Below are 20,331 nucleotides of genomic sequence, written 5' to 3'. Positions count from 1 at the left end.
CGGATAGCGGCCCGGCCGCCGTGCCGACCGGGTAGCCTGGATCGCCTGTGACGGGCCTCGACTGGGTACTGGTGGCGGTCCTGGTGCTCGCGGCCGCGGGCGGGACCACGCAGGGATTTCTGGCCTCGGCCCTGGGCTTCGCCGGATTCATGGGCGGGGCGCTCGCGGGCGCCCGTCTCGGGCCGCTCGTCGTGTCGGGCGGGGCGGACGGGCCGGACGGGGCCGCCGCGGCGATCGTCGGCGCGGCCGCGCTCGGGATCCTGCTCGGCGTCGGGCTCCAGCGGGTGGGGGACCACCTGCGGGGCCGCCTGCACGCGGGGCGGAACGGGGGGTTCCGGGTCGGGCGGGTCCTCGACGCCACGCTCGGCGCCGTGTTCACCGGTGCGCTGGTCGTGATCGCCGCCTGGTTCGTGTCGGCGATGGTGCTGCAGACCCCGGGGGTGCCCTCGTCGTGGCGCTCGGAGGTGCGCCACTCCTCCGTCCTCAAGCGGCTGCGCAGCGCGCTCCCGCCGGCGGACGACGCGCTGGCGCTGCTGTCCCGCTTCGACCCGCTCCCCGGGTTCGCGGGCCCGCGAGCGGCGGTCGACGCCCCCGACCCGGCGATCCTCCGCCGCGCCGGGGTCGCCGAGGGGCGCCGGGGCGTCGTCCGCGTGGAGGGCTCCGCCTGCGGGGTCGGGATCGTCGGCACCGGCTGGGTCGCGCGGCCCGGGATCGTGGTGACCAACCAGCACGTGATCGCGGGGGAGGACGACACCTCGGTCACCGCGGAGGTCGGCGGCGAGCGCTACGACGCTCACGCGATCTACGCCGATCGCGCCCAGGACATCGCGATCCTGGCGGCCCCGGGGCTCGAGGCGGCGGCGCTCACGCTCGTCGACGACCCCGCCAGCGGGACGTCCGCGGCGATCCTCGGCTACCCCCTCGCCGGCCCGTTCCGGGCGCGCGCGGTACGCATCGCCTCGCCCCAGACCGTCAACGGCGAGGACTCCTACGGCCAGGGCCCGATCCGCCGCCGGATCCTCCCCTTCCGCGGCCTGGTCCAGCAGGGCAACAGCGGCGGGCCGCTCGTGGACCGGCGGGGCGCGGTCGTGGGCACGGTCTTCGCCTCCTCGACGGGGAGCGGCCAGCGCCGCGGGTTCGCGGTCCCCAACGAGGTCGTCGCCAAGGCGCTCGCCGCGGCGCGGTCCGACGTCCGGGTGTCCACGGGACCCTGCAGCCACTGAGGCCGCCCGCGTCCGCCTGCCCGCGCGCCCGGGGCCGGTGCGGCACGCGCGTTCCGTCGCCGTCCCGGCACGGGACCGGCACGGAGGGTGACGGAGCCGGGAGTGGCGTCCCGCTACGCTGCGGCGCGTGGGCAAAACGCTGGTCATCGCCGAGAAGCCGTCCGTCGGGCGCGACCTCGCCAAGGTCCTTCCCGGATCGTTCGCGATCGGCAAGCCGACCGGCGAGCGCAGCGCGCGCTGGATGGAGGGGCCCGACCACGTGATCACCTGGGCGATCGGCCACCTGGTCCAGCTGGCCGAGCCCGACGCGTACGACAAGCGGTTCAAGCGCTGGAAGATGGAGGACCTCCCGATCGTCCCGGAGGAGTTCCAGCTCGTCGAGCGCGACGACAGCTCCAAGAAGCAGATGGCGGTCATCAAGAACCTCCTGCACCGGGACGACATCGACGGCGTGATCAACGCCTGCGATGCCGGGCGCGAGGGCGAGCTCATCTTCAAGTGGGTGTACACCGCGGGCGGCGGCACCCAGCCCGTCGAGCGGCTCTGGCTGTCCTCGATGACCGAGGCCGCCATGCGCCGGGCGCTGGCGGAGCTCCGCTCCCCGGACGAGCTGATCCTGCTGGGCGAGGCCGCGCAGTCGCGGTCCGAGGCCGACTGGCTCGTCGGCATGAACGCCACGCGGGCGGCCACGATCCGCCTGCGGTCGAGCTTCGACGGCGCCGTCTCCCTGGGGCGCGTGCAGACGCCGACCCTGGCGATCCTGGCGCGCCGCGAGGAGGAGATCCGCGCGTTCGTCCCCGAGCCCTACTGGCTCGTGGACGCCCGCTTCGACGCGGGGCCCGGCCCGGACTCCCCGAAGCCGCGGACCTACCTCGGCCGCCTGTACCAGGGCACCGAGCCGCGCCTGAAGACGGCGGAGGAGTCCGACGCGATCGCCGCGGCCGTCAAGGGCCGTACCGGCACGATCACGAAGCTGGACAAGGTGCGCCGGAAGGAGAAGGCGCCGATGCTGTACGACCTGACGTCGTTGCAGCGCGACGCCGGCTCCCGCTTCGGCTTCACCGCCCGCCGCACCCTCGGTGCCGCCCAGCGCTGCTACGAGGAGCACAAGGCGCTGACCTACCCGCGTACGGCCTCGCGGTACCTGACGACCGACATGATCCCCGAGATCAAGCCGACCGCCGGCCAGGTCGGCTCGCGCCCCGAGTACCGCGACGCCGCCAACTACGTCCAGGGCCTCGACTCGCTGCCGCTGGGCAAGGTCGTCAACGACGAGAAGGTCGCCGACCACCACGCGATCATCCCGACCAACGCTCAGCACGTGCTGGACAAGATGGGCGACGACGACCGCCGCATCTACGACATGGTCGTCCGCCGCTTCCTCGCGGTCTTCCACCCCGACGCGGAGTTCGAGAACACCCGCATCGAGACGACGGTGGAGACGCCGGACGCGCCCGAGATCGCCCAGGGCCCGCACGTCTTCCGCACCCGCGGCCGCGTGCTGCTGGTGCCGGGCTGGCGCGGGGTCTACGGCGAGATCGAGGAGCGCGGCGACGACGACGACGCCGAGGGCGCGAACCAGACGCTGCCGAAGCTCCTCAAGGGCGAGGACGCGAAGGTCACGAAGGTGACCTCGGACGAGAAGGTCACCAAGCCGCCGCGGCGCTACAGCGACGCGTCGCTGCTGGGCGCGATGGAGACCGCCGGCCAGCTCGTCGACGACGACGAGGCCCGCGAGGCGATGAAGGACGCCGGCATCGGCACGCCGGCGACCCGCGCCGCGATCATCGAGCGGCTGATCGACGTCGGGTACACGGAGCGCGACGGCCGCGCCCTGCTCGTGACCGAGAAGGGCCTGAACGTCATCCGGCTGCTCGACGGGCACCAGCTGACGTCGCCGTCCCTGACGGGCGACTGGGAGCACCGGCTGGCGAAGATCGAGTCGGGCGAGGAGTCCCGCAAGACGTTCATGGACGCGATCGCGCTGTTCGCGAAGTCCACGGTCGAGGAGCTCGACGCGAAGCTCAAGGACGTCCGCATCCCGCGGGCGAACCTCGGGCCCTGCCCGGTCTGCGGTCGCGACATCTCGGAGAACCGCAAGGGCTTCTCCTGCTGGTCGAAGGACGATCCGGGCTGCGGCTTCGTGATCTGGAAGAACAAAGCCGGCAAGACCCTGGCCCCGGTGGTGGCCAAGGAGCTCATCAAGACCGGGCGCACGATCAAGCCGGTCACGGGCTTCAAGAGCCGGGCGGGGCGCAACTTCCGCGCCCGCCTGGCGCTGCACCAGACCGACGAGGGGAAGTGGCGCGTCGAGTTCGACGAGCCGTGGGCCCAGGACGGGCTCAAGAACCCGACGCCGGAGGAGATCGCGGCCGCCGAGGCCGCGACCGCCGCGGCCACGGGCGAGGCCGCGGTCGCGGTCGCGGTGGAGGCCGCCCCGGCGGCCGACGGCTCCGACGTCGCCGCCTGAGGGCAGCACGTTGTCCTCCCGGGTGCGGTCGTCGGTCGTCGCCCCCGGGAGCGCCCGCTGCAACGCGGTCTGCAGGTCGTCCGGCCGTCCTGAGACGGTCGAAGGGTGACCCTCCAGCTCGTCACCGGGCCGACGAACGCCAGCAAGGCGGGCGTCGTCCTCGGCCTCGTCCGGCGCTGGGGCGCGGAGAGCCGCTCGCCGGTCCTCGTCGTCCCGACCGGCCCCGACGCGGACCGCTACCGCCGCGAGCTGCTGCGGGTCTCCGGCGGCGTGTCGGTCGGCGTGACCGTCGGGACGTTCGGCCGGCTGACCGAGCTCGTGCGCCGCGCCGCCGGGGTCCCGGCGGCCACCCTCGGGCCGCTCGCCCGGGAGCGGCTGCTCGCCGCGGCGCTCGCCCACGTCGCGCCGGGACGGCCGCTCGGGCGCACCGCCGACCGCCCCGGCGTCCGCCGGCGGCTGGACGGCCTGCTCGAGGAGCTCGCCGAGCGCGGCTTCGGCCCCGACGCCCTGCACGCCGACCTCGCCGACCTGGACCCGCTCGAGCACGGCGTCGACGGGCAGCTCGTCGAGGACCTCCGGGGCGTGCTGCGCGACGTCGCGACCTCGTCGTCCGGCCTCGTCGACGGCCAGGGCCATCCGCTGCCCTCGCCCGCGGCCCAGGCCCGCATCGTCCGCCAGGTGGTCGCCGCGGACCCGGCGCTGTGGGGCGGCCGCCCGGTCGCGTTCTACGGCTTCGACGACCTGACGTTCGGGCAGATGGCCCTGGTCCGGACGCTTGCGCGCGCCGCGGACGTCGTCGTCTCGCTGCCGTTCGAGGACGAGCGCCTGGCCACGAGCGCCCGCCGGCCCGTCGTCGACGAGCTCCGCGCCGTCGCCGCCGACGCGGCCGGGCGCTCCCGCGGGAGCACCGGCGCGCTGCCGCTGAAGGACGGGTCGCCCGAGCTCGCCGACGTCGCCGTCGCGTCCCTCGGCCGCCACGAGGTCGCGCTGTCGGCCGGCAGCGGGGAGGGCGGGCGTGGCGTGCTGGAGCGCCGGCTGTTCGAGCCGCGGCCCGCGGCTGCGGACGGGCGGGCCGAGGACGTTGCCCCGTCGGCCGACGCGCCCGGCGCCGCGACGTTCGACGACGTCGTCCTCGTCGAGGGCGGGAGCGCCCGCGCCGAGGCGGAGGCCCTGGCCGACGAGCTCTTGGCGGTCGTCGACGAGCTGACGCTGGAGTGGCACGACGTCGCGGTGGCGGTCCGCGAGGCCGGAGGCGCCGCCGGCGCCCGGCTGGAGCGCGAGCTCGTCTCCCGCGGCGTCCCGGTCGCCCGCCGGCGCGACGTCCCCGCCCGGCGCACGGCGATCGGTGCCGCGGTGGCCGCCCTGGCGCGGATCCGCACCAGGGCGGGCTCCGCCGACGACGTCGTCGCGGTGCTGCGCGCCGGCGCCTCGCTGCAGAACGTCGAGGCCGTCGACGCCTTCGCGCTCGACCTCCGCCGCTCGGGGCTGACCGACGCCGCCGCGGCGGAGCACCGCGCGCACGAGTTCTCGCCCACGCTCGAGGGCCGCGACCTGCTCGGCACCGTGCCGGCGGACCGGCGCGACCCCGGCGCCGAGCACCTGCTCGACGGCCTGCTGGCCGCGCTGCCTCTGCTCGAGGAGCTGCTCGCTGCGCCCACGGGCCCCGCCGACCGCGATCCCGAGCTCGCCGCAGCGCGGCGGATCCGCGAGCACCTCGTGGCGCTCTCGACCCTGGCGGGCGCCGACGCCGGCCTGCTCCCGGGGCCGGCCGAGCTCGCCGAGGAGCTCGCCGAGCTGCCGGTGCCGGTCGGCGAGCCCGCGGGCCCCGGCCGCCTGGAGATCGCGGACCCGCCGTCCCTGCGTGGCCGGCAGGTGGCGGTGCTGGCGCTGGCGGACCTCCGCGAGCAGGCGTTCCCGGCGCCGGAGCCCGTCGATCCGCTCGTCGACCGCGACGCCCGCGAGGTCCTGGCCCGCGCGGGCGGCACGACGCTCGGGCTCCCCGTCGCCCGGCTCGCCGCCGAGCGCGTCCTCTTCCTCGAGCTCGTCGCGCGGCCGACGCGCCGGCTCGTGCTGTCGCGGCCCGTCGCCTCCGACGCCGGCGAGGTCCTGCCGCCGGCCCCGTTCCTGGCCGACGTGGCCGCCGCGCTGCACCCCGGCCGGCCGCTGACCGTGTTCCGCGGCGCCTCGGCCGTCCGGCCCGGTCGCCGCCGCGCGCTGGCGGTCGCCGCGCCGTTCGGTGCCGAGCTCGACGGCCCGGGGCGCGAGGCCGTCCGTCGCGCGCTGCTGGACCGCAAGCGATTCGCGGTGCGCGAGGTCGAGCGGCTCGCGCGCTGCCCCGTCTGCTGGGTCGTCGAGCACCTCGCCCGGGCGGACGACGCCACGCCCGACTCCGAGGCCCAGGTCCACGGCAACCTCGTCCACCGGGTGCTCGAGCGCGCGCTGGTCGACGCCGCCTCCGACGGCATCCCGTACGGGGACATCGACCCGGCCGTGCTGGTGACGGCCGGCCGGGCGGCGCTGCGGGCCGAGGGGCCGCGGGCCACCGCCGGGATGCCCGCCCACCGCGCTCGCGTCCTGCTGCGCCGGGTCGACGTCGGCGTGTCGGCCCTGCTCGCGGCGCTGCCGGAGCGCTACGGGCCGGCGGCCCTGCGGGCGACGGAGGTCGTCGTCGGCGGCGACGGCGCGGTGCCCGCGATCGACCTCGGCGACGGCGTCGAGGCGGTCGGCCGGATCGACCGCGTCGACGTGGTCGACCTGCCGGACGGCCGCCGCGGCCAGGGCGTCGTGGACTACAAGCTCGGCGTCGGGGGGGCGGTCGGGGCCGGCCGCTGGGCGGCGACCGCGACGCTGCAGGCCGGGCTCTACGCGGGCGCGATCGCGACGCCGTCGGAGCCCGTCGCCTTCGCGCTCTACCAGCCGACGTCCCCGGCCACGGGCGTCGACCCGGGCGCCCGCCCCCCGGCCGGGCTCGAGCTGCGCGGCGTGCTCGGGGGCCGGTCCGGGCTCAAGGAGCTCGACGACGTGGCCGCCGCGGTGGAGGCCGTCCGTGCTCGCGCGGCCGAGGCCGTCGCGCTGCTGCGCGCCGGGGCGGTGACCCCGCTGGCCGGGGCGTCGATCCACGCGGACAGCGGCGTCTGCGACCACGCCGCGGTCGCGAGGCTGCTGCCGTGAGCGCCCCCGAGGACCTCCGCAGCTCGCCGATCGCGCGCGACCGGCTCTACGCGCCCGACGGCCGGCTGCGCCGTGAGCTCCCGGGCGAGGCCGTGTTCTCGGAGCGCCAGGCGGCGGCGATCGAGCGGCGGGGCGAGACGCTCGTCTCCGCCGGAGCGGGCGCCGGCAAGACGAGCGTCCTGGTCGAGCGCTACCTGCGGCTCCTGGAGGGCGACGACACCCTCGCCACGGGCGCCGTCCTGGCGATCACGTTCACCGACAAGGCCGCGGCCGAGATGCGCGAGCGCGTCCGCCGCCGGCTCGAGGCCCTGGTCGGCGGCGACGTCGAGCTGCCCGAGCGCTGGCGGCTCGAGGACGCCTGGATCGGGACCTTCCACGGCATCGCCCAGCGGCTGCTGCGCCGCTACGCGCTGGCCGCGGGCATCGACCCCGACGCGCAGGTCGCGGACGAGGGCCGGGCCCGCGAGCTGCGGGAGCTCGCGTTCGAGCAGGCCCTGGCCGCCTGGCTCGACGACCCGCTGCGGGCCCGCGGCGGCACGCCGCCGGAGGCCCCCGAGGGTGCGCCCCCCGCCGACGGCGCCGCGGCGCTGAGCCTGGCCGCGGCGGTCGGCCCGGACGCGTTGGGCGACGAGACCCTCGGGCTCCTGGCGCTGCGCCGGACCCAGGGCCGCGATCCCGCGGTCACACCGGGGCGGGCGCTGCCGGCGCCCCCGACGCTCGACGACGACGTCCGCGCCGCGCTGCGCGCGCTGCGCGACGCCGCGGTCCCCGCCGCCGACGAGGCCCGCGAGGCCTTCGCGTCCGGCAAGCCGACCGAGGCCGGGCAGCGCGCGCTGGACCTCGTCCTCGACGCGGTCTCCGGGGTCCACGCCGACGTCGGCGACCCGGACGGCCCCGATCCCGCCCTCCCGCCGGCCGCGGTGCTCGCCACGTGGACGATGCCGACGCGAGCGCCGAAGGTCGGCAAGGGCCCGTCGGTCGGCGCCCTGCGCGACGCGATCGCGGGGGCCGTCGACCTCCACCGCGCGGTCCTCGTCGCCCCCGCGGCGGAGCGCGACCTGCGGCTGCGCGAGGCGCTCCTCGTCGCGACCGCCCGCGCCTACCGCCGCCTCAAGCGCGAGCGCGCGGTGATGGACTTCGACGACCTCCTGCTCGCGCTGCTCGCCCTGCTGCGCCGCCGGCCGGACGTCGAGGCGCGGCTCCGCGCGCGGTTCCGCCAGGTGCTCGTCGACGAGTACCAGGACACGAACCCCGTGCAGCTCGAGCTCGTGGAGCGGCTGTCCACCCCCGAGGCGCGCTTCCAGGTCGGCGACCGGCTGCAGGCGATCTACGGGTTCCGCCACGCGACCGTCGCGGGCTTCGACGAGGCCGCGCGCCGGGCCGCCGAGGGCGAGGGCCGCCTGCTGCTGGACGAGACCTTCCGTTGCCCGGCCGACGTCCTGGCGCTCGCCAATCGCCTGGGGGACCCGGGCCACGACGGCTACCAGCCGCTCGTCGGCGGCCACGGCCGTCCGCCGCAGGACACGCGCGCGGCGCCGCCGGTCGAGATCCACGTCCTGGGCACCGACCCGCGTTCCGCGGCGGCCCGCGAGCCCGACCCGGAGGACGGCGGCGAGACACCGATCGAGCCGGGGGAGGCCGAGTACGTCGCGGGGCTCGTCGCCGAGCTGCTCGCCGCGGGCCGGTCCGCCGCCGACGTCGCGATCCTCGTCCGCCGCACCGCCCCCGTCGCCGCACTGGAGCGCGCGCTGCTGGAGCGCGGCGTCGACGCGGTCCCGGTCGTGGCCAGCCCGCTGCTGCGGACGCTGGAGGCGCAGGAGCTCGAGGCCTGGCTGCGGGCCGTCGTCAACCCGCTCGACGACGTCGCGCTGCTCGGCGCCCTGCGGCTGCCGACCGCGGCGGTCGACGCCGACGCGATCGTGCCGCTCGCCGCCGAGCACCGCGACGCGCTGGAGCGCGCCCGCGAGGCCCGCCAGCCGCGGCCGGCGCTCTGGGACACCCTGCGCGCAACCGGGACGCCCGGCCACCGGGCCGTCCACGTGATGCCCGACGACGCCCGGGACGAGCTCGACCTGCAGACGATGGCGCTCGTCCGCCACCGCGGGCTCGCCCGGCGGCTCGGCCCGGCGGCGCTGCTCGCCGACGTCCGCGGCAACGAGGCCTACCGCTCCGCGATCCTCGCCCGGCCGGGCGGCGCGCGCCGGTGGGCCGGCGTCGAGGCGCTGGTCGCCTGGGTGGAGGAGCAGGAGGCCGCGGGCGACGACCTCGTCGGCGTGCTGCGCCGGATCGCCGAGGACCGTGACGGCCCCGACGCCCCGGTCCTGACCGACGGCGACGCGGTGCGGATCACCACCGTCCACCGCTCGAAGGGCCTCGAGTGGCCGGTCGTCGTCTGCTGCGACCTCGGGTCCCCGATCAACGCGTCCCGTGCGGGCATCCTGCTGGACGCCGATCCCGCGAGCGAGCGCGTCGGCCTGCGCACCAGCGTCGCCGGCGAGCCCGTGCGGCTCTGGGACTACGACCGGCTCTCGGCCGCCGCGGACCGCGCGCAGGCGGAGGAGGAACGCCGGCTCGTCCACGTCGCGGTCACCCGTGCGAAGGAGCGCCTGCTGCTCTGCGGCACGTGGCCGCGGGCCACCGAAGGCAGCGGCGCCGAGCGCGTGCTGCTGGACCGGCTCGACGAGTCCAAGGCCACCGCCACGCTGCCCGACGACCACGACGGCGCGCCCCGGACGCCGCCGCTGCGCTGGCTGCTGCCGATCGCCGTCCCCGTCGACGCCTGGCCGAGCATGGGGGACGAGCGGACGTTCGACGTCGCCGACCCGACCGGCCGGATCACGACCCCGGCATCGGTCCGGCTCGTCGTGCGCGACCCGGCGGCGACGGCCGGACCCGAGGACATCGCTCCCGCCCCGGCGTCCACCCCGGTCGCCGCCGCGGGGCCGGGCTGGGACCCGGAGCGCGCAGGCCACGAGCCCGAGCCGCCCCCGGCGCTGCCGCTGCCCGACCCGGTCAGCTACTCCGCGCTCGCCGACCGGCTGGGCCTCGAGTCCGACCCCGGCGACGTCCGGCACGTCCGGGCGACCGCGGACGAGGAGCGGACGGACGACGACCCGGCGGGGTTGCCGGCCACGCCGCCGCCGACGCTGTTCACGACCGCGGCGCTGGACGCCCGGACGCGCGGCGTGGCGGTCCACGGCCTGCTCGAGGCCCGCCTCGGGGGCGCGTCGCCCGCCGCGGCCGGCGGCACCCCGGCGACCGAGGCCGACGTCCGCGCCGTGCTCGCCGACGAGTTCCCCGGGCTCGGGGCGCTCGACGCTCACGACGCCGAGGCCCTGGTCGCGATGGCGGCGCGGCTGGAGGGGACCGAGGTCGCGCGTCGCGCCCTGGCCCTCCCGCCGGAGCGCCGCCACCTCGAGCGCCCGTTCCTCTTCGACGTCGGTGCCGGGCGGCCGCTGGTCCAGGGCTTCGTCGACCTCTGGCTCGAGGAGGCCGGGGGCCGGGCGACCATCGTCGACTGGAAGACCAACCGCCTGGCGGGGCGGGCTCCCAGCGCGGTCGTCGACGCCCACTACGCGCTGCAGCGCGACGTCTACGCGCTCGCGGCGCTGCTCGCGGGGGCCACGGCGGTCGAGGTCGTCTTCGTCTTCGCCGAGGCGCCCGACGCCCCGGCGTCCTACCCGTTCCCGGCGGCCCGTCGCGACGACCTCCAGGAGCGCGTCGCGGCGGAGGTCGACCGCGCGGGCCGGGCCGGCGCGCGGGCCTGAGCCGCGTTCACCGCAGGTCGGCCGTGTCCTCGTCGAGGAGCTCGTCCTCGAGCGGCACGCCCATCGCGGCCGGCGGGCCGCCGCGCAGCAGGCGCGTCCGCTCGGTCTCGGCCTCGACCTGGGCGCCGAAGAGGAACGCCGCCGACGAGAGCCAGAGCCAGAAGAGCAGGACGACGGCGCCGCCGAGCGCCCCGTAGGCGCTGCCGAAGCCGGCGAAGCGGACGTAGGCCGCGAAGAACACGGTGGCCAGCGCCCAGGCGGCGAGCGCCGTGAACGTCCCGGCGGTGAAGAGCCGCAGCTTCGGCTCCTGGAGGTCGGGCGCCCGCGAGTACACGAGCCCGATGACCAGCAGCAGGGCGGCGAGGCCGACCGGCAGCCGCAGGACCTGCCAGATGATCGGGGCGTTCCCGAGGCCGAGGTAGTCGAAGACGTCGTCGGCGATCCCGCCGCCCAGGACGAAGAGGATCGCCGCGAACGCCATCAGGACGATCGCGAGGAACGCGATGCCGACGTCGGCGGCCTTGTGGCGCACGAATCCGCGGGTCTCGGGCACGTGGTGGACGACGTTGAGCGCCCGCCCGGCCGCGGCGAAGGCCCCGGACGCCCCGTTGAGGGCCAGCGCGACCGAGATCGCCAGGGCGATGCTGGCGCCGCCCTTGGCCTGCTGCAGCGCGTTCTCGACGAGCCCGCGCACCGCGTTGGCGCTGTCGCTGGCGGTTGAGCTCGAAGTCCGGTCGGAGACCAGCGACGAGAACTCGTCCGCGATCGTCTTCGGCAGCGAGTCGGCGCCCAGCAGGGTCAGGAGCGCCGCGGCGACCAGGAGGATCGGCACCATCGAGAGCACCGAGTAGTAGGCCAGCGTGGCCGCCCAGTCGGTCATCCCCTGCTCGCGGAACTGGCCGAACGCCCGCACGTAGACGCCCCGCCAGGCCCGCGCGTCGAGATCGACGTCGCGCAGTGGGCGCAGCCGCGTGGGGCGCTGCTCGTCGGCTTCCGAGGCCATCTCCTCAGAAGCTACCCGGGCCGGGCGCGCCGCACCCGTTCCCGCCGGACTGGAGTCCTTGGGGACGGGGTGTAGAATCCGCCGTTCCCTCCGGGTCGCTTCGTCGCCCACCCCGGAGCGCTCCTGCGGGCCCTTCCCGCGGCGCACCTCCCTTGCCTATGACCCGATTCACCCGTCTTCCCGCGGCCCAAGGCCTCTACGACCCACGGAACGAGCACGACGCGTGCGGCGTGGCGATGGTCGCCCGCCTGGACAACGTGCCGCAGCACGAGACGCTCGTCCGGGCCCTCACGGCCCTCGAGAACCTGGATCACCGCGGCGCCGCCGGTGCCGACGCCCGCACGGGCGACGGCGCGGGCATCCTCGTCCAGATCCCGCACGAGTTCCTCCGCGCGGTCGTGGACTTCGAGCTGCCGGAGCCCGGCAGCTACGCCGTGGGCATGTGCTTCCTGCCGCGGGACGCCACCCAGCGCCGCCACATCGAGGAGATGGTGGAGCGCAACGTCCGCACCGAGGGCCAGCGCGTGCTGGGCTGGCGCGACGTGCCGGTGCGCGAGGAGGAGATCGGCGTCACCGCCAACGCGGCGCGCCCCTACTTCCGCCAGATCTTCATCGAGGCCGGCCCCGGCTTCGACCACGACCAGGAGGCGTTCGAGCGCAAGCTCTACGTCATCCGCCGCATCTGCGAGCTGGCGACGCCCGACTTCTACGCGTCGACGTTCTCGTCGCGGACGCTGGTCTACAAGGGCATGCTGCTGTCCGCCCAGGTGCCGGCGTTCTTCCCGGACCTGCAGGACGAGCGCTTCAAGTCCGCGATCGCCCTGGTGCACTCGCGCTTCTCGACCAACACGTTCCCGAGCTGGGACCGCGCGCACCCCAACCGCGTGATCGCCCACAACGGCGAGATCAACACCCTGCGCGGCAACATCAACTGGATGCGGGCGCGCGAGTCGCAGCTCGGCTCGCACCTGTTCGGTGGGGACATCGGGAAGATCAAGCCCGTCGTCCGCCCCGGCGGCTCGGACTCCGCGACGTTCGACAACGTCCTCGAGCTGCTGATGCTCGCGGGCCGCTCGCTGCCGCACGCGGTGATGATGATGGTCCCCGAGGCCTACGAGGGCCGCGACGACCTGACCCCCGAGCTGGCCGGCTTCTACGCCTACCACTCGCTGATGATGGAGCCGTGGGACGGCCCCGCCGCCGTGCTCTTCACCGACGGCCGCACGGTCGGCGCCACGCTGGACCGCAACGGCCTCCGCCCCGGCCGCTGGGCGCAGACCAAGGACGGCTGGATCATCCTCGGCTCCGAGGCCGGGATGCTCGACATCCACCCGAGCAACATCGAGCGCCTCGGCCGCCTGGCCCCGGGTCAGCTCTTCCTCGTCGACCTCGAGCAGCACCGCGTGGTCTCCGACGAGGAGATCAAGAAGCAGGTCGCCACCCAGCGCCCGTACGAGGCGTGGCACCGCGACCAGGTCGTCCACTTCTCGGACCTCGAGAAGCGCACGGCCGTCCACGAGTCCGGCGAGCACCTGCGCCAGCTCCAGCAGGCGTTCGGCTACACGCAGGAGGACGAGCGCGTCCTGCTGACGCCGATGGCCTCCGGCGGCGCCGAGCCGATCGGCTCGATGGGCAACGACGCCGCGCTCGCGGTCCTCTCGGACAAGCGCCCGCCGCTGTTCAGCTACTTCAAGCAGCTGTTCGCGCAGGTGACGAACCCGCCGATCGACCCGATCCGCGAGGACATCGTCATGTCCCTGTCCGCCTCGATCGGCGGCCAGAAGAACCTGCTCGAGGAGACGCCGGAGCACGCGCACCACCTGGTGCTCAAGCACCCGATCCTCCGCAACGACGAGATGGAGACCCTGCGTCAGGTCGACCAGGGCGTCTTCAAGTCGCACACGATCGACATCACGTGGCCCGTCGCCGACGGCCCGGACGGCATCCACCGCCGGATCGCGGACGCCTGCGACGAGGCCTACGACGCGATCCAGGCCGGCCGCAACGTCCTGATCCTTTCGGACCGCGCCGCCAGCGGCGCCCGCGTCGCGATCCCGTCGCTGCTCGCGGTCGCGGCGGTCCACCACCACCTCGTCCGCGAGGGCGTGCGGCTGGAGGCCGGCCTCGTCATCGAGTCCGCCGAGCCGCGCGAGGTCCACCACTTCGCCACCCTCCTGGGCTACGGCGCGGCGGCGATCAACCCGTACCTGATGTTCGACACGGTCGACGACCTCGTCGCCCAGGGCCGGATCCCCGGCGTCACCGACGCCGCCACGGCCCAGAAGAACGTCGTCAAGGCCATCGGCAAGGGCCTGCTGAAGGCCATCTCGAAGATGGGCATCTCGACGATCGCGTCGTACTCCGGCGCGCAGATCTTCGAGGCCGTCGGCCTGCACGCCGACCTCATCGACCGCTTCTTCACCGGCACGGCGTCCCGCATCGGCGGCGTCGGCCTCGAGGTCCTCGCGCAGGAGACGCTCGAGCGGCACGCCCGCGCCTGGATCCTCGACGCCGAGCACGACCCCACCGAGGTCGGCGCCCGCGTCGAGGCCCTCCTGCCCGTCGGCGGCATGTACTCGTGGCGCCGCGACGGCGAGCACCACATGTGGAACCCGACCACGATCTCGCTGCTTCAGCACGCGGTCCGCGTCGGCGACCGCGACAAGCCCGACGACGACGCCCGCGCGAAGTTCCGCGAGTTCTCGGACACGAGCAACGGCGACGCGACCCGCAAGGCGACGCTGCGCGGCCTGATGGCCTTCAACACCGACGGCGTCGAGCCGATCCCGCTGGAGGAGGTCGAGCCCGCCTCGGCCATCGTCAAGCGGTTCGTGACCGGCGCGATGTCCCTCGGCTCGATCTCGACCGAGGCGCACGAGAACCTCGCCATCGCGATGAACCGCCTCGGCGGTCGCAGCAACACGGGGGAGGGCGGCGAGGACCCGCGGCGCTTCACGCCCGAGGCCAACGGCGACCGCAAGCGCTCGTCGATCAAGCAGGTCGCGTCGGGCCGCTTCGGCGTCACGTCGCACTACCTCGCCAACGCGGACCAGCTGCAGATCAAGATGGCGCAGGGCGCGAAGCCCGGCGAGGGCGGCCAGCTGCCCGGCCACAAGGTCGACAAGTACATCGGCTCCGTCCGGCACACCACGCCGGGCGTCGGCCTGATCTCGCCGCCGCCGCACCACGACATCTACTCGATCGAGGACCTCAAGCAGCTCATCTACGACCTGCGCTGCGGCAACCCCGAGGCGTCGGTGTCGGTGAAGCTCGTCTCCGAGGTCGGCGTCGGCACGATCGCCTCCGGCGTCGCGAAGGCCGGGGCGGACCACATCGTGGTCGCCGGTCACGACGGCGGCACCGGCGCGTCGCCGCTGTCGTCGATCGTCTCGGCCGGCGTGCCGTGGGAGATCGGCCTCGCCGAGACCCAGCAGACGCTGCTGCTCAACGACCTGCGCTCGCGCGTCCGGGTCCAGACCGACGGCCAGCTGAAGACCGGCCGCGACGTCGTGATCGCGGCGCTGCTCGGCGCTGACGAGATGGGCTTCTCGACCGCCCCCTTGATCGCGACGGGCTGCATCATGATGCGCGCCTGTCACCTGAACACCTGTCCGGTCGGCATCGCGACCCAGGACCCGGAGCTGCGCAAGCGCTTCAAGGGCACCCCGGAGCACGTCGTCAACTTCTTCCTGATGGTCGCGGAGCAGGTCCGGGAGATCCTGGCCGAGCTCGGCGCCCGCACGATCGACGAGATCGTCGGGAAGGTCGAGCTCCTGCAGGCCGACGAGGCGGTGGACCACTGGAAGGCGCGCGGCGTCGACCTGGCGAACCTCTTCCACCGTCCGGAGATCGCCGAGGGCGCCACGCTGTACGGCATCGACCCGCAGCTGACCGGGCACCTCGACGACCACCTCGACTGGAAGCTCCTGCCCGACGCCCTGCCGGCCGTCGAGCGGCGCGAGCCGGTGCAGCTGACGTCGAAGATCCGCAACGTCGACCGCTGCGTCGGCGGCATCATCTCGTCGCGGATCGCCACGGCGCAGGGCATCGAGGGCCTCGCGGAGGGGACGCTGAAGATCGCGTTCTCCGGCTCCGCGGGCCAGAGCTTCGGCGGCTGGCTCGCGCCCGGCGTCGAGTTCTCGCTCTCGGGCGACGCGAACGACTACACCGGCAAGGGCCTGTCCGGCGGCGTGCTGTCGGTCACCCCGCCGGAGTCCGCGACCTACGTGGCCGAGGACAACCAGATCGTCGGCAACACGGTGCTCTACGGCGCCACCGAGGGCCGCGCGTTCTTCCGCGGCCGGGCCGGCGAGCGCTTCGCCGTCCGCAACTCCGGGGCCTCGACGGTCGTCGAGGGCGTCGGGGACCACGGCTGCGAGTACATGACCGGCGGCCGGGTCGTCGTCCTGGGCGAGGTCGGGCGCAACTTCGGCGCCGGCATGTCCGGCGGCTTCGCGTTCGTCCTCGACGAGCAGAACACGTTCCGTCGCAACGTCAACCCGACGATCGCCGACCAGCTGGAGGGTCCGGACGAGGCCGACCTCATCGAGCTGCGCGACCTGATCGCCGAGCACCGCGACCGCACCGGCTCGGCCGTCGCGGAGCGGGTCCTGGGCGACTGGGAGCACCTGTCGCAGCGCTTCGTGAAGGTCTTCCCGGCGGACTATCGCCGGGTGCTGGAGCAACTGGCGCGCGAGGAGGCCGCGGTGGGCGCACGCGCGGCGAAGGAGGAGACGACGGAGGCCGTCGGGGCTCCGCAGACGACCGACGAGGAGAAGTACTAGATGGGCGAGCTCGGTGGGTTCCTGAAGATCGACCGCTCCCCGGTGAAGTGGGACGATCCGCGCGAGCGGGTCGGCCGCTACACGGAGTTCATCGCCCCGCGTCCGGTGGAGGAGGTCCAGCAGCAGGGAGCGCGCTGCATGTCCTGCGGCGTGCCCTTCTGCCACAACGGCTGCCCGCTGGGCAACCTCATCCCGGACTGGAACGACCTCGTCTACAACGGCCGCTGGCGCGAGGCCATCGACCAGCTCCACGCGACGAACAACTTCCCGGAGTTCACCGGCCGCGTCTGCCCGGCCCCGTGCGAGGCCGCCTGCGTGCTGGAGATCAACGAGGGCGACGCCGTCACAATCAAGCAGATCGAGAACACGATCATCGACCGCGCCTGGGCCGAGGGCTGGGTCGCCGCCCAGCCGCCCGCGGCGGAGTCGGGCCAGTCGGTCGCCGTCGTCGGCGGTGGCCCCGCCGGCCTCGCCGCGGCGCCGCAGCTGCGCCGCGCCGGCCACGCGGTGACCTTGTTCGAGCGCGACGAGGCCGCCGGCGGCCTGATCCGCTTCGGCGTCCCGGACTTCAAGATCGAGAAGCACCTCGTCGAGCGCCGCGTCCAGCAGCTCGTCGACGAGGGCGTCGAGCTGCGCTGCGGCGTCGACGTCGGCGTGGACGTGACGCTCGAGGAGCTCCGCGAGGAGTTCGACGCCGTCGTCCTGGCGACCGGGTCCCGCGTCCCGCGCGACCTCCCGGTCGACGGCCGCGAGCTCGACGGCGTGCACTTCGCCATGGAGTTCCTCTACGAGCGCACCCGCTGGGCGCAGGACGAGCAGGGCGTGCCCCACCAGGCGCCCCGGCCCGAGCCCCGCGGCATCAGCGCCCGCGGCAAGCACGTCGTCGTCATCGGCGGCGGCGACACCGGCGCGGACTGCGTCGCGCAGTCGATCCGCGAGGACGCCGCGTCCGTCGTGCAGATCGAGCTGCTCCCCGAGCCGCCCTCGTCACGTCCCGACGACCGGACGCCGTGGCCGCTGTGGCCGCAGAAGTTCCGCCTGAGCTACGCGATGGAGGAGGCCCGGGCCATCGGCAAGGGCGTCCAGAACTTCTCGGTCGCGACGCTCGGGCTCGACGGCGACGAGCAGGGCCGCGTCGCGACCCTGCGCTACGCCCAGGCCCAGCCGGCCCCGCCGTTCGGGCCGGTCGACGGCACCGCCCGCGAGCAGCCCGCGGAGCTCGTCCTGCTCGCGATGGGCTTCCTGCACCCCGACCCGGCGGTGCTGGGCGACCTGGACCTCGCCAAGGACCAGCGCGGCAACTTCAAGGCGCCGACCTACGCGACGTCCGTCGACGGCGTCTTCGCCGCCGGCGACTGCCGCCGCGGTCAGTCGCTGATCGTCTGGGCGATCAACGAGGGCCGCCAGTGCGCCCGCGTGACGGACCGGTACCTCGCCCAGCAGGCCGGCCGCAAGGCGCGGCCCGCCGCCCTCTCGGGCACCTGAGCGACGGGCGGCGCGGGTCACCGCGCCGCCCCCGGTGGACGGGTCGTCCACCGGGGGCGTCGTGCCCGGCGCCAACGGGCGGCCGATGCGGCTCCGGCGACGGCCGCCGGTTCTCTAGGGTGGGGTCCTCGCGATGACCGACGTCCCCCGTAGCGGCACCCTCGACACCCCGGTCCCGCCGCGCGGCAAGCGCGAGCAGACGAAGGCCGCCAACCGCGAGGAGATCCGCGCCGCCGCCGTCGATGCGTTCTCCGAGCTCGGCTTCGGCGCCACGACGGTCCGCGACATCGTGCGCCGCACGTCCCTGGCGTCGGGCACCTTCTACAACTACTACGCCGACAAGGACGCGATCCTCACGGAGCTCGTCGGCGAGCACGTGGCGGAGGCCGACCGGCGGATGACCGCGGCCCGCGCCGCGGCCACCACCCCGCGCGAGGCCGTCGAGCGCGGCGCGGCCGCGTACTTCGGGCTCCTGATGGAGCGCGCGGACCTGCTGGCGATGTTCCGCCGCAACGCCGGGACGATCCGCGCCTACGCGGCGGGGGACATGCTCACGCACGTGATCGCGAGCTTCCGGGAGGACCTCGACCGCCTGCTCGCCGACGCCGGTGCGGCGGATCTCGACACCGAGCTCCTGGCCTCCGGCGTGATCGGCGCCGGCATGGACATCGCGATGCGCTTCGCGGAGCGGGGCGGCGACGACCCCGCCGTCGCCCTCGCGGTCCTCCGGGCGCTCCTGGTCGACGGGATCCTCGGCCGCGCCGACGGCTGAGCCGGGAGCGGGAACCCACAAGCACGGACGCACGTCCGGTGCGGTCCGGTGGGGGAGGTCCGGCACGGCGGCCGGGCCGTACAATCGGTGGGTGTTCTGCCGTCATGGTCGCCGTGAAGACCGCTGCATCGTCTGTCTCGGGGAGCGCCGTCGCGCTCGGGAGGCGGCCACCAAGAAGGCGAACGGGAAGATCTCGAGCGCCCGCCGCGCCGCGACCTCCCGCGCCGCGTCCCGGACCGCCGCCGCCGGCGCCGTCGGAGCCCGCCGCGCCGCCGCGTCGTCGAGCGTCCGCGTCAAGAAGATGACCCGGCACGCGGAGGACGGCTGGGGCCACGACCTGCTCCCGGGTCTGCGCTCCAGCGGCGAGGCGCTCGACCTGCTCGGGCACCTCTCCCGCGCCCGCGTGCGCCTCGACCACCTCGCGACCGACGCGCCGGGTCCCTACGCCACGGCACGGGCGCTCGCCGGCGGCGAGGCCGACGACCGCGAGGAGGCGACGTGGATCCTCTTCCAGGTCGCCTACTACGGGCCGCTGGAGGGCGACGAGCCGTTCCGCGAGATCGACCGCCTGCTCGTGCGCCGCGAGGAGGCGCTGCCCGCCGCCGAGGTGCTCTCGGGCGTCAGCGTCGGCCCGCGCGGCGCACACGCGCACGACCGTGGCGTCGCGACGCTGCAGGGCTACCGCGACTGGGCGGAGCGCGTCGGCGGCCAGCTCAAGGGCCTCGGCGCCGGCGGGACGGACCCCGCCCGCCGCTTCGACGCCGCCTTCCGCGCCCTGGCGCTCCCGGGGCTGCACCGCGACGCGCGCTTCGAGTTCCTCGTGACGCTCGGCGCGACCGGCCTGCTGGACGCGGCGCCGTGGTCTCTGCTGCTCGACGCCGGCCGGGACCCGGTCTCCGTCGCCGCCAAGCGCGCCTTCCTGACCGGCGACGCGGTCCTCCTCCAGCGCCGGTTCGGCGCGTTCGCCCGCGCCGTCGGCGTCCCGGTGGCGGCCTTCGATCTCGGCCTGCGCAACTGGGACCTCCGTCCCGGCCCGTCGGTCCCGCTCGGTTACCTCGAGGGCGGCGTCCCGAGCGCCCCAGACGCCGAGGAGGTGGCCCTCCTGGCCGCCGAGCTCGGCCTCGAGACCCCCGCGCCCGTCGCGGAGTAGCGACCGGCGGATCCGCGGGCGCCGGCCGACGCCCGCGGCGTCCGGTCGACCCGCGTCCGGCCGGCGGTACCGCGGCCGCATGACGCGGCCGCCGCCGGGCGACGTCGCACCACCCGCGGCGGCGCGCGGGCCCGGACGAGGCGGCCCCGGTGTTCGGCCGCACCGGCCGCATCCGCCGTCTGGCACGGGGATTTCGGCGAACGGCGTCACCTGGTCCGCGCGGTGATCGGCGGCGCGTACGCGGCGCGTGAGACGGTGGCGACACAGGTCGGGGGGTGATTTGATGCGCCCTCGGGGGTCCTCCGGGTGAGCCGTCCCCGAACCGGACACCGCCCCATGCCCGACGTCCCGACCGACCCGTCCCGATCAGCCGCCGGCACCCCCGCCGGCGCGCCCGCCCAGCCGCCCGTGGCCGCGTCCGCCGTGCCGTTGCCGCTGCCGGGTGCTCCGGCGCCGGAGCACGGCCGCGGGCGCGCCACGCCGGCGGGCCCCGGCCAGATCGGCCG

The 20,331-nt window shown here is 75.5% G+C and carries 9 protein-coding genes; 8 read left to right on the top strand and 1 reads right to left on the bottom strand.

The features are described 5' to 3' along the window. Positions 1-47 precede the first annotated feature (47 nt). From AB0L40_RS06440 to AB0L40_RS06425, 4 genes are all read left to right on the top strand, one after another. Complete coding sequence (locus AB0L40_RS06440; protein ID WP_364350938.1) at positions 48-1,223, top strand: MarP family serine protease; 1,176 nt, start codon at positions 48-50, stop codon at positions 1,221-1,223. A 127-nt stretch (positions 1,224-1,350) separates the two neighbouring features. Then, positions 1,351-3,693 carry a DNA topoisomerase 3 gene (locus AB0L40_RS06435; RefSeq protein ID WP_364350935.1) on the top strand — a complete coding sequence of 781 codons (2,343 nt, stop codon included), beginning with the start codon at positions 1,351-1,353 and terminating at the stop codon, positions 3,691-3,693. A gap of 105 nt (positions 3,694-3,798) precedes the next feature. Continuing rightward, the gene (locus tag AB0L40_RS06430) at positions 3,799-6,864 is read left to right on the top strand and encodes a PD-(D/E)XK nuclease family protein (protein ID WP_364350932.1); all 3,066 of its coding nucleotides are present in this window, start codon (positions 3,799-3,801) and stop codon (positions 6,862-6,864) included. Beyond that, entirely contained in the window at positions 6,861-10,631 is a 3,771-nt protein-coding gene (locus tag AB0L40_RS06425; RefSeq protein WP_364350929.1) for a UvrD-helicase domain-containing protein, read from the top strand. Before AB0L40_RS06430 ends, AB0L40_RS06425 begins: the two co-directional genes overlap by 4 nt. 7 nt (positions 10,632-10,638) lie before the next feature. On the opposite strand, the gene AB0L40_RS06420 is transcribed toward AB0L40_RS06425, so the two are convergent. Continuing rightward, positions 10,639-11,634, bottom strand: coding sequence for a YihY/virulence factor BrkB family protein (locus AB0L40_RS06420; protein ID WP_364350926.1), 996 nt, complete (start codon positions 11,632-11,634; stop codon positions 10,639-10,641). 158 nt (positions 11,635-11,792) lie between these two features. Between AB0L40_RS06420 and gltB the strand changes: the two genes are divergently transcribed. The 4 genes from gltB to AB0L40_RS06400 all read left to right on the top strand — a co-directional run bounded on the left by gltB (position 11,793) and on the right by AB0L40_RS06400 (position 19,825). Continuing rightward, entirely contained in the window at positions 11,793-16,418 is a 4,626-nt protein-coding gene (gene gltB, locus AB0L40_RS06415; RefSeq protein WP_364350923.1) for a glutamate synthase large subunit, read from the top strand. Beyond that, a complete protein-coding gene (locus AB0L40_RS06410) occupies positions 16,419-17,903 on the top strand; it encodes a glutamate synthase subunit beta (RefSeq protein WP_364350920.1) in 1,485 nt (494 codons plus the stop codon). It begins immediately after the preceding gene. Positions 17,904-18,036: 133 nt separating this feature from the next. Continuing rightward, positions 18,037-18,675, top strand: coding sequence for a TetR/AcrR family transcriptional regulator (locus tag AB0L40_RS06405; protein WP_364350917.1), 639 nt, complete (start codon positions 18,037-18,039; stop codon positions 18,673-18,675). 91 nt (positions 18,676-18,766) lie between these two features. After that, a complete protein-coding gene (locus tag AB0L40_RS06400) occupies positions 18,767-19,825 on the top strand; it encodes a hypothetical protein (protein ID WP_364350914.1) in 1,059 nt (352 codons plus the stop codon). The last annotated feature ends 506 nt before the right edge of the window (positions 19,826-20,331 follow it).

Origin of the sequence: Patulibacter sp. NPDC049589 (genome assembly GCF_040675535.1) — a bacterium.
Taxonomy (GTDB): Bacteria; Actinomycetota; Thermoleophilia; order Solirubrobacterales; family Solirubrobacteraceae; genus Patulibacter.
This window is presented reverse-complemented; position numbering and strand designations above follow the sequence as displayed.

Excerpts from the sequence above, each read along its gene's own strand:
- gltB (WP_364350923.1), top strand. The coding sequence starts at position 11,793 with ATGACCCGATTCACCCGTCTTCCCGCGGCCCAAGGCCTCTACGACCCA.
- AB0L40_RS06410 (WP_364350920.1), top strand. The coding sequence starts at position 16,419 with ATGGGCGAGCTCGGTGGGTTCCTGAAGATCGACCGCTCCCCGGTGAAG.
- AB0L40_RS06405 (WP_364350917.1), top strand. The coding sequence starts at position 18,037 with ATGACCGACGTCCCCCGTAGCGGCACCCTCGACACCCCGGTCCCGCCG.
- AB0L40_RS06420 (WP_364350926.1), bottom strand. The coding sequence starts at position 11,634 with ATGGCCTCGGAAGCCGACGAGCAGCGCCCCACGCGGCTGCGCCCACTG.